General features: G+C 68.2%; 9 protein-coding genes. 7 read left to right on the top strand and 2 right to left on the bottom strand.

What is annotated here, in order from left to right:
• On the top strand, window positions 1-258 hold a 258-nt coding region (locus tag ACLN58_RS12050), incomplete at its 5' end, for a 16S rRNA (uracil(1498)-N(3))-methyltransferase (protein ID WP_415855500.1).
• Window positions 259-268: 10 nt separating this feature from the next.
• Here the strand turns inward: ACLN58_RS12050 and ACLN58_RS12045 are convergent.
• Complete coding sequence (locus ACLN58_RS12045) at window positions 269-1,213, bottom strand: GerMN domain-containing protein (RefSeq protein ID WP_415855499.1); 945 nt, start codon at window positions 1,211-1,213, stop codon at window positions 269-271.
• 179 nt (window positions 1,214-1,392) lie between these two features.
• On the opposite strand from ACLN58_RS12045, the gene ACLN58_RS12040 reads away from it, so the two are divergent.
• The 5 genes from ACLN58_RS12040 (at window position 1,393) to ACLN58_RS12020 (ending at window position 6,799) form a co-directional block, all read left to right on the top strand.
• A complete protein-coding gene (locus tag ACLN58_RS12040; RefSeq protein WP_415855498.1) occupies window positions 1,393-2,508 on the top strand; it encodes a PhoH family protein in 1,116 nt (371 codons plus the stop codon).
• Window positions 2,505-2,978, top strand: a complete 474-nt coding sequence (gene ybeY, locus ACLN58_RS12035) for an rRNA maturation RNase YbeY (RefSeq protein WP_415855497.1) — start codon at window positions 2,505-2,507, stop codon at window positions 2,976-2,978. The genes ACLN58_RS12040 and ybeY overlap by 4 nt, the downstream gene beginning before the upstream one ends.
• On the top strand, window positions 2,975-4,309 hold the full coding sequence (locus ACLN58_RS12030) for a hemolysin family protein (protein WP_415855496.1): 1,335 nt from the start codon (window positions 2,975-2,977) through the stop codon (window positions 4,307-4,309). Before ybeY ends, ACLN58_RS12030 begins: the two co-directional genes overlap by 4 nt.
• Complete coding sequence (gene era / locus ACLN58_RS12025) at window positions 4,302-5,264, top strand: GTPase Era (protein WP_415855495.1); 963 nt, start codon at window positions 4,302-4,304, stop codon at window positions 5,262-5,264. The genes ACLN58_RS12030 and era overlap by 8 nt, the downstream gene beginning before the upstream one ends.
• Before the next feature lie 152 nt (window positions 5,265-5,416).
• The gene (locus ACLN58_RS12020) at window positions 5,417-6,799 is read left to right on the top strand and encodes an LCP family protein (protein ID WP_415855494.1); all 1,383 of its coding nucleotides are present in this window, start codon (window positions 5,417-5,419) and stop codon (window positions 6,797-6,799) included.
• 103 nt (window positions 6,800-6,902) lie between these two features.
• Here the strand turns inward: ACLN58_RS12020 and ACLN58_RS12015 are convergent, their stop codons facing one another.
• Entirely contained in the window at window positions 6,903-8,870 is a 1,968-nt protein-coding gene (locus tag ACLN58_RS12015; protein ID WP_415855493.1) for a M13 family metallopeptidase, read from the bottom strand.
• A gap of 253 nt (window positions 8,871-9,123) precedes the next feature.
• On the opposite strand from ACLN58_RS12015, the gene leuA reads away from it, so the two are divergent.
• The coding region (gene leuA / locus ACLN58_RS12010; protein WP_415855492.1) for a 2-isopropylmalate synthase at window positions 9,124-10,828 on the top strand (1,705 nt) is incomplete at its 3' end.

Below are 10,828 nucleotides of genomic sequence, written 5' to 3'. Positions count from 1 at the left end.
CACGAGGACGCGACCGAGCCGCTGGGCGCGCTCCTCGACGAGTTCACGGCACAAGGAGCGCCGGCCGACGGCGAGGTCCTGTTCATCGTCGGGCCGGAGGGCGGCATCTCGCCCGCCGAGATCGAGCGATTCACGGCCGCGGGTGCGCGTCTTGCGCTCTTGGCGCCTCATGTGCTGCGTTCATCGACCGCGGGGCCCGCGGCTCTCGCGATCGCGGGGGATCGGCTTGGCCGCTGGCCCGCGCGCTCGGGCTCGTAGCGGAGGTCCGTCACGGCGTGATGGTGAAGTCCTTCGAGTCCCACGCAAGGGCCGTGGCGTCGCCGGGCCCCGGGTCGCTCGGGAAGAGCCGCAGGACGTACCTGCCCGCAGGAAGGTTGATCGTGAAGCGGAACTGGCCCGCCGCTGGGTCGGCTGCCTGGCTCGCGACCACGTGGCCGCTCAGGTACGGCGTGCCCTTGTCGGTCTTGACGTCGGCGCGCGAGACCTGCCAGTACACGTCAGCACCGGGGCTAGTGCTCCGGCCGTAGACCGCGAGCTGGGCGTGCGCCGACTCGAGTCCGGCCTGCGGGTCGATGATCCACATGGGCGCGACCATGGCCGGGTCCCGCTGCATGAGCTGGCCGAGCTTCACGCGGTTGAACGCGAGCTGGTCCGTGCGTCCATCGACGAGGAGCATGACCTGGACCGGCTGGCCAGAGTCGATGACTCCCGCGCTGGCCGCCGCCGCGGTCGCGGTGTAGACGAGCTGCTGGACCGCGAGCTGCGCGGTCTGCTCGTCGACCGTGCTGTTGAACGCGTCGGAGGAGACGTCGACGGTGATGACGTTGTGGCCCGAGATCGACGCGGCGAGCTTCTTGGGGGGCTGCCACGGGCTGAAGAGGTTGGCGTCGAGCGGCTTGACCGACATCATGAGGTGAAGCGCCTTCACGACCGGGTTCTCGGTGCCGGTCGCATCGCGGAACTCGCGGTAGAGGTAGACGCCGTCGCGGGCCCGTCCGAGCCAGTAGACGGGCGACTTGGTGGACGTCTGAGACGTCTCGAGGGGGACCGCGGCCGAGGCGCCGCCGCCCGAAATGGCTGGGGACGCTCCCGCCGCGAGACTCGGGGCCGGCTGGCCGCTTGCGGTGCACCCCGAGAGCAGGATGGCGAGCACGGCAAAGCCCGCGAGCGCAGTGCGACTGCGGCGCGTCGGGCTTGCGGTACGCGTAGCCATGGCTGTCCTCCGGGCTCGTGGCTGGGCGCCGCGCGGGCACCCAGAAGGCAGGGTTGCACGCGGACCCCCCCGCCGGCGCCTCCCCGGGCAAGGTCCAGCTTGACACAGCGACCTGTCTACCGAGTGGCCGCTGCCGGTTTCGTTGCCCAAGTGATGCGGGATTGATACCTAGCGGTAGCATGGTTCGACAGGTTCCGAATGAGGAGAGAAAAGGCATTTTGACAGCGGAGTTCCCGCACACGACGCCCACGACTAGGACTGAGGTGTTGCGCTTCGCCTCCGGCGAAGACATGGTCCACATCCTCGGACCGCACGATGAGGCCCTCCGCTACGTCGAAGAGCAGTTCCCCTCGGTGTCGATCCACGTCCGCGGCAACGAGCTCACGATCGTGGGGCCGCCGGCGGAGGCGCCGCACATCAAGCGGCTGTTCGAGGAGATCACGGCACTCGCCGAACGGGGGACGCCCGTCACGCCGGCCTCGCTCGCGCAGCTCGTGGCGATGCTCCGCGAGCAGACGGTCGCGAGCCCCTCGGACGTGCTCACCCACAACATCCTCACGAGTCGCGGCCGGACCATCCGGCCCAAGACCGCCAACCAGAAGAGCTACGTCGACGCGATCGATGCGAACACGGTCATCTTCGGCATCGGCCCGGCCGGCACGGGCAAGACGTATCTCGCGATGGCCAAGGCGGTCCAGGCGCTCCAGCACAAGGACGTGAGCCGGATCATCCTCACGCGGCCCGCGGTCGAGGCCGGGGAGCGGCTCGGCTTCCTGCCGGGAACGCTCAACGACAAGATCGACCCGTACCTGCGCCCGCTGTACGACGCGCTCCACGACATGATCGATCCCGAATCGATTCCGCGGCTCATGGCTGCGGGCACCATCGAAGTGGCTCCGCTCGCCTATATGCGCGGTCGCACGCTCAACGACGCGTTCATCATCCTCGACGAGGCCCAGAACACGACCCCCGAGCAGATGAAGATGTTCCTCACACGCCTCGGCTTCGGATCGAAGATGGTCGTCACGGGAGATATCACGCAGGTCGATCTTCCCTCGGGCACGTCGTCGGGTTTGCGCATCGTCCGGGAGATCCTCGCCGGTATCGAGGACGTGAGCTTCTCGATGCTCGACGCGTCCGACGTCGTGCGGCACCGCCTCGTGTCGGACATCGTCAACGCGTATGGCCGCTGGGACGAGCGGCAGCGCGCGCGCACCGAGCGTGCGCGCCTCCGATCCGATCGGCGCCGCGCCTCAGGGTCCGAGCATTCCGCGCCGACTAAGCTTGAGCCGTGAGCATCGAAGTCAACAACGAGTCCGGGGTAGCCGTCGACGAGGAAGCGCTCGTCCGGCTCGGCCGGTTCATCTTCGACCGCCTGTGGCTGCACCCGCAGACCGAGCTCTCGGTGCTCCTCGTCGACGAGGCGGCCATGGAGCGCCTCCACCTCGAGCTCATGGACGAGCCCGGTCCCACCGACGTGCTGTCCGTCCCGATGGACGAGCTCACGCCAGGCACCCCGGGACGCCCCACGCCGCAAGGCATGCTCGGCGACATTGCGATCTGCCCTCAGGTGGCTGCGGAGCAGGCCGGACGTGGCGGGCATTCGACGGCGGACGAGATGCTCCTGCTCGCGACCCACGGCATCCTTCACCTTCTGGGCTTCGACCACGCCGAGCCTGAGGACCGGGATGAGATGTTCGGCCTCCAGCGCGAGCTGCTCACGGAGTTCCTCGGCCGGCCTGCCCCGAAAGAGACGATGGCGTGACAATTGCCGTTCTGCTGGCCATGGCGCTGGCGTTCACGGCGCTCGCTGCACTCCTGACGGCCGCTGAGGCCGCCCTCTCCTTCCTCCCACGTCACGACGCCGAGGAGCACATCGAGCAGGGGCACGCGCGCTCGCTCGCGGTCATCCTCGCCTCACCCGTGCCGCACGTGCGCGCGCTCCGCTTCTGGCGCATCTGGTTCGAGACGGCCTCGGCCGTCGCGGTCGCGGTACTCATGCAGAGCTGGCTCGAGAACGTGTGGCTCGCGGGGCTCTCCGCGACGATCGTCATGGCGCTCATTGGCTTCCTGCTCGTCGGCGTCTCTCCGCGCCAGCTCGGGCGCCGGCACGCTCTCGCGGTCGCGGCGGCCACCGCCCCGTTCACCACGTGGTTGCGTCGCATCCTCGGTCCCATCCCGGGCTGGCTCGTGTCGATCGGCAGCGCCGCGACGGGCACGGACCCCACTCAGGAGGACGCGATCTACTCGACGGACGAGCTGCGCGAGTTCGTCGAGCGGGCCAGCGACTCCGAGGATTTCGAGGAGGACCAGGCGGACCTGCTCCAGTCGGTGTTCGAGCTCGGCGAGACACGCGTGCGCGCCGTCATGGTCCCGCGGACCGACGTCATCGCGATCGAGGCCGGCTCGAGCCTCCAGCAGGCCATGTCGCTCTTCCTCCGCTCCGGCTGTTCGCGCGTGCCGGTGTACGTCGAGAATCTCGACGATGTGCGCGGCGTCCTCTATCTCAAGGACGTCGCCGCGCGGCTCCACGAGACCCCCGAAGCCGCGGACGAGCCGGTCGAGGCGCATTCACGCGCGCCGCGCTTCGTCCCGGAGTCCAAGCCCGTGAACGAGCTGCTCAAGGAGCTCCAGCGGGAGTCGACGCACCTCGCGATCGTCGTCGACGAGTACGGCGGGACGGCCGGGCTCGTGACGCTCGAGGACCTCATCGAGGAGCTCGTGGGCGAAATCGCCGACGAGTACGACGAGGACGACGAGGAAGCCGTCGAGATCGAGCCGGGGCTCTTCCGCATCCGCGCCCGCATGAGTCTCGACGATCTGGGCGAGCTTTTCGACGAGGACCTTGAGGACGACGAGGTGGACACCGCCGGCGGCCTCCTCGCGAAGGCGATCGGCAGGGTTCCGATTGTGGGCAGCAGCGCGGAGATCGACGGCATCCGCCTCACCGCCGAGCGCCTCGAGGGTCGCCGCAAGCGCGTGAGCCACCTCCTCGCGCAGAGGGCGGAGCCCCAGCGTGAGCACGGCGCTGAGGACGGCGACCACGCGGGATCAGAGCGCCATCATGACGAGACGACAGGGAGACAGCATGGCTGAGCAGGACCGTGACGCGCAGAAGATGGCGGGCGACGGCGGCTTCCGGGCCGGGTTTGCGGTCCTCGTGGGCCGGCCCAACGCGGGCAAGTCCACGCTCACCAACGCCCTCGTGGGCCAGAAGGTCGCGATCACGTCCGCGAAGCCGCAGACCACGCGCCATACCATCCGCGGGATCGTGCACCGCGCCGATGCCCAGCTCATCCTCGTGGACACCCCCGGGCTTCACCGACCGCGAACCCTTCTGGGGCAGCGGCTCAACGACCTCGTCGCCGACACGCTTTCCGAGGTCGACGCGATCGGTTTCTGTCTCCCGGCGAACGAGCGCATCGGCCCAGGCGATCGCTTCATCGCGACACAGCTCGCCGGCGTGGGCCGGAAGCCGATCGTCGCGATCGTCACGAAGGCCGACCTCGCCGACCGGGGCGCCCTCGCGGAGCAGCTGCTCGCGGTGACCGCGCTGGGCCGTGAGGTACTCGGGGGAGACGGCTTCGCGGACGTGGTTCCGGTCTCGGCGCAAGACGGCTATCAGGTCGAGACCGTCGCGGACGTCCTCGTGGGCCACATGCCGCCGTCGCCGCCGCTCTACCCCGACGGCGAGCTCACCGACGAGCCCGAGGCGGTCATGGTCGCGGAGCTCGTGCGCGAGGCTGCACTCGAGGGGGTGCGCGACGAGCTGCCCCATTCGCTCGCCGTCGTCGTCGAGGAGATCGTGCCTCGAGAAGACCGCCCCGAGGACAACCCGCTGCTGGATGTCCGGGTGAATCTCTTCGTCGAGCGCCCATCGCAGAAGGCGATCATCATCGGCCGCGGCGGCGAGCGCCTGCGCGATGTCGGCTCTCGAGCGCGGCACGGCATCGAGGCGCTGCTTGGGACTCGGATCTATCTGGACCTGCACGTCAAGGTCGCCAAGGACTGGCAGCGCGACCCGAAACAGCTCGGCCGCCTCGGTTTCTGACCCGCCCGCACAGGTGCCTCTCAGATGCCCCTGTAAAATGGTTCGGAGTGTCATCTAGCGGAGGGCGAGGTTTGGATATATCAGGGGGCGGAGCGCGTCATGCCCGAACGCGACGCCATATTGCACTGTGGGTCAAGATTCTTGGGGGAGTCGTGGCCCTCGCAATCGTCGGCGTCATCGCGTTTGCAGGATATTGGACGTGGAGGCTTCAGTCGAACCTTCACCAGGCCCCTCTGAGCGCGGGCAATTCGACGGCGGACGCCACGAACGATGCGACCGACGCCCTGCAGATCCTCATCATCGGCACGGACACGCGCTCGGGCGCGGACGCCTCCTACGGCTCGCAAGCCGACAGCTCCGGGTACGGCAACTCGGACGTCATGATCCTCCTGAACATCTCGGCCGACAACAAGGTCGTGTCGATGACGAGCTTCCCGCGTGACCTCATGGTGCCGATCCCCAAGTGCCACGACCCACAGAGCAACAAGGATTACCCGGCCCAGGAGATGGGGCAGATCAATTCGGCCATGGCCGAGGCGGGCCCAGGCTGCGCCGTCGACACGATCAACAAGCTCACGGGGCTCCAGATCGACCACTTCATGGTGGCTGACTTCAACGCCGTCAAGGACCTCTCGAACACGATCGGCGGCGTCCAGGTCTGCGTCAACGCCGCCATCGACGATCCGCTCTCGGGCCTCAAGCTCCCGGCCGGAACGTCGACGATCCAGGGCGAGATGGCGCTCGCGTTCCTCCGCAGCCGCCACGGGGTAGGCAACGGAAGCGACATCTCCCGCATCAAGTCCCAGCAGGAATTCCTCGCCTCGCTTGCCCGCAAGGTCAAGTCCGACGGCACGCTCTCGGACGCGCCCAAGCTCCTCTCGATTGCGGACACGATCACCAAGAACCTCACCGTGGACAGCGGCCTCGCCAACCCGGAGACCATGCTGACGATCGCGAACCGGCTCAAGGCGGTCGATCTGGCCAAGGTCGCGTTCGTCACCGTCCCGTGGGAGCCGTACGTCGCGGATCCGAACCGCGTCCAGGCCAAGGAGCCTGATGCCTCCGCCCTGTTCCAGGGACTCCGCGACAACCGCGACCTGACCGCTCCGGCGGCCGCGGCCCCGACGCCGACGTCCAACGGGACGGCCAGCGCCGCGCCGACGAGCGCGCCGCCCACCTACAACAAGGCGCTCCAGCCTGTCGCGGTCGCGAACGGCTCGGGCATCACCGGCAGGGCGAACGAGCTCACGCAGTTCCTCACGAGTCAGGGCTTCTCGAAGACGGCCCAGTTCACGGCCGCGACGGTCGCGACGACGAACGTCTACTACGGCTCGAACTTCGCCGACGTAGCCAACGACGTCGCGGCGGCCCTCGGGATCCCGTCGTCCCAGGTCCACCCCGCGAACATCAACGGGGTCCAGGTGTATCTCGGCCAGGACTTCACGTCCGGCACGCACTACACGCCGAAGACCCCGGACACCGTTGTGGCCCAAACAGCCGCCGACAACACGTGCCAATCGGCCTTCGGCCACTGAACCCCGTCTCGGGAACAGCAACTCCCGCCCCACACTCTCCGGGCAGAGATAAGGCCCGGCATCCGCGAGGATGCCGGGCCATTCCGTCAGCGGCCTCGGCCGGCTACCAGATTTCGACGCGCTCCGCGGGGTCGAGCCACATCTTGTCCCCCTCGGCCACGCCGAACGCCTCCTGGAACGCCGTCAGGTTCCGCGCGATCGTGTTCGTCCGGAACTCGTTGGGGGAGTGCGGATCAATCGCGAGCCGCCGGATCGACTCTTCGGTCCGGCAGACCTGCCGCCACACCGTGGCCCACGAGACGAAGAACCGCTGATCGCCCGTGAAGCCGTCGATCACGGCGGCCTCGTTCGCGCCGAGGTGCAGCCGGTACGCCTTGAACGCGATGCCGAGGCCTCCTAGGTCGCCGATGTTCTCGCCGAGCGTGAGCTTGCCGTTGACGGTGTGGCCCGGCGCCTCGGCCGGGGACAGCACCTCGAATTGCTGGACGAGCCGGGCGGTGAGTGCCTCGAACGCGGCCCGATCGTTGTCCGTCCACCAGTTGCGCAGCGCGCCGTCGCCGTCGAACTGCGAGCCCTGATCATCGAAGCCGTGCCCGATCTCGTGCCCGATCACGGCACCGATCCCGCCGTAGTTGACGGCCGCGTCGGCCTCCGGGTGGTAGAACGGCGGCTGCAGGATCGCGGCAGGGAACACGATCTCGTTCATGAGCGGGTGGTAATAGGCGTTGACGGTCTGCGGCGTCATGAGCCACTTGATGCGGTCCACGGGCTTGCCGATCTCATCGAGGAGCCGGTCAAGCTCGCCCGCATGTGCCCGCCGCACGTTGCCGAGGAGGTCTTCGGAATCGACCTCGACGGCTGAGAAGTCGATCCACTCGTCGGGGTAGCCGATCTTGGGGCGGAACGCATCGAGTTTGGCCAGCGCGCGCTCGCGTGTCTCCGCGCCCATCCACGGGAGCACCGTGATGCTCTCGCGATAGGCCTCGACGATGTCAGCGACGAGGCGCTGCATCGCCTCCTTGTGTTCGGCCGGGAAGTGGCGCTCGACGTAGAGCCTGCCCACGGCCATCCCGAGCCCGCCCTCGACGGTCGCGACCCCGCGCTTCCACCGCTCCTTGTTCTCGGGTGTGCCGCTCAGCACGGTCCCGTAGAACGCGAAGTGCCGGTCCACGAACTCGGCCGAGAGGAACGGCGCGGCGGCCGAGATGACGTGGGCCGCGAGCCAGCGCTTCCAGTCCTCGAGCGGGACCTCGCCGAGCAGCGGAGTCAGACCGGACAGGAACTCGGGGTTCCCCACGACGACCTCGGCGCGAGAGGCCTCGGAAACGCCCGTGGCCTCGCCCCACGCGGCGAAGTAGGGGAACTCGGACGCCGCCTTCTGGTCCGTGTACAGGTTGTACGTCTTCTGCGGATCGCGCAGCGTCACCCGATCCCAATGAAGAGCGGCGAGCCGCTCTTCAAGACGAACGACGGCGGCCGCGTCCTCAGCGGGCGACGCGCTGCCCACGAGGGCGAACATGTCCGCGAGATACGAGCTGTACGCGGCCCGGACCTCCGCGAAGCGATCCTCCCGGTAGTACGACTCATCAGGGAGCCCGAGGCCGCCCTGGGACAGATAGAGCAGAACTCGTTCGGGGTTGCCCGCGTCAGGGGCCGCATAGTAGCCGAACAGGCTTTCGCTGCCCCCGCGCCCAAGGCGCGCTGACGTCGTCACGAGCCCCTCGGCGTCGTCAATTGCCTCCACCTCGGCGAGCAGCGCCTGCAGCGGTGCGGCGCCGAGCTGCGCCACGCGTTCCTCGTCCATGAAGGAGGCGTGCATCGCGCCGATCTTCTGTTCGTCGCTTCCCGCGGGGTGCTCGGTGGCGGCGAGCTCCTCAATGAGCGCCCGGACATTCTCCTCGGCGAGGTCACGGAGCTGGATGAACGTTCCGACCAGCGCACGGTCGGACGGGATCTCCGTCTCCCGGAGCCACGCGCCATTCACGTGCCGGTAGAGATCGTCCTGGGGACGCACGGTCCTGTCGAAGTACTCGCGCTCGACGCCAGACGGCGCGACAGTGCTTTCGGTCATGGTGCCTCCTTGAGGGCATGCTCGGATGGCTTCATCCTAAGCGCGGGGCGTGACAGCGCGGTGGGCGCTCCAGCAGTGCGTGCTATCGTGTCGATGTGCCCATTGCGCAGCGCCTTCTTCTTAGCTGCCGTGGCGGGGCCCTGTAGCTGCCGACGGATCGGAATCCGCCAGAGCTAGGCCGGATCCCCGCCGCGGAGTTTTGTGACGCCCGGCCACGAGGATCCCAGCTTTGAGAAAGGCCTAGAGTAAAACCATGCGCAACGCACAGAAGCCCTCGGGCATGCCCGTTCACCGCTACCTCCCGTTCCACGAGCAGATCACCGTCGAACTGCCGGACCGGACGTGGCCGGACAAGCGCATTGAGAAGGCCCCGCGCTGGTGCGCCGTGGACCTTCGCGATGGCAACCAGGCGCTCATCGATCCCATGAGCCCCGCTCGCAAGCTCAAGATGTTCAAGCTCCTCGTCTCGATGGGCTACAAGGAGATCGAGGTCGGCTTCCCGTCCGCCTCGCAGACCGACTTCGACTTCGTGCGCCAGCTCATCGAGGGCGGCCACATCCCCGACGACGTCACGATCCAGGTCCTCACCCAGGCCCGCGAGCACCTCATCGAGCGCACGTACGAGGCCCTCGTCGGCGCGAAGAGCGCGATCGTGCACCTCTACAACTCGACGTCGGTGCTGCAGCGCCGCGTCGTGTTCAACTCCGACGAGGAGGGCATCCTCGACATCGCCGTCCAGGGCGCGCTCCTGTGCAAGAAGTACGAGGAGACCCTCCCGGACACCCGCATCACGTACGAGTACTCGCCGGAGTCCTTCACCGGCACCGAGCTCGAGTACGCCGCGCGCGTGTGCAACGCGGTCGCCGAAATCTTCGAGGCGTCCGCGGACAGCCAGGTCATCGTCAACCTCCCGGCCACCGTCGAGATGGCCACCCCGAACGTCTACGCCGACTCGATCGAGTGGATGAGCCGGAACCTGCACCCGCGCGAGGGCATCATCCTGTCCCTGCACCCGCACAACGACCGCGGCACGGGCGTCGCGGCGGCGGAGCTCGGCTACCTCGCGGGCGCCGACCGAATCGAGGGCTGCCTGTTCGGAAACGGCGAGCGGACCGGCAACGTGGACCTCGTGACGCTCGGGCTGAACCTGTTCGTCCAGGGCGTCGACCCGATGATCAACTTCTCGAACATCGACGAGATCCGCCGCACGGTCGAGTACTGCAACCAGTTGCCCGTCGCCGAGCGTGTGCCGTACGGCGGCGACCTTGTCTTCACCGCGTTCTCCGGCTCGCACCAGGACGCGATCAAGAAGGGCTTCGAGGCCCTCGAGCGCGACGCCTCCGCGGCGGGCGTCCCGGTGGACGAGTTCACGTGGCAGGTCCCGTACCTGCCGATCGATCCCAAGGACCTCGGCCGCACGTACGAGGCCGTGATCCGCGTCAATTCGCAGTCCGGCAAGGGCGGCGTGGCCTACCTGCTCAAGAACGAACACAACCTCGACCTGCCGCGGCGCGCGCAGATCGAATTCTCGCGCGTCATCCAGCAGCACACGGACACCGCGGGGGGCGAGGTGAGCCCCTCGACTCTGTGGGACATCTTCAGCGACGAGTACCTCCCGGCGTCGTCGGTCGACGGCGGCAAGGCGTGGGGCCGCTTCGCGCTCTCCTCGGTGAGCACCGAGACCGCCGAGGACGGAACGATGACGCTCGAGGCCTCGCTCCGCATCGACGGGACGCCCGTGCAGCGCACGGGCACGGGCAATGGCCCGATTGCCGCGCTCCTCGACATCTTCTCGACCGAGGGCGTCGACGTGCGAGTCCTCGACTACACCGAGCACGCGCTCTCGGAGGGTGGGAGCGCGCGCGCCGCGGCGTACGTCGAGTGCGGGATCGGTGAGCGCATCCTGTGGGGCGTCGGCATCGACGCGAACACGAGCCTCGCGGCCCTCAAGGCCGTGA

Origin of the sequence: Sinomonas sp. G460-2 (assembly GCF_047759905.1) — a bacterium.
Taxonomy (GTDB): domain Bacteria; phylum Actinomycetota; class Actinomycetes; order Actinomycetales; family Micrococcaceae; genus Sinomonas.
This window is presented reverse-complemented; position numbering and strand designations above follow the sequence as displayed.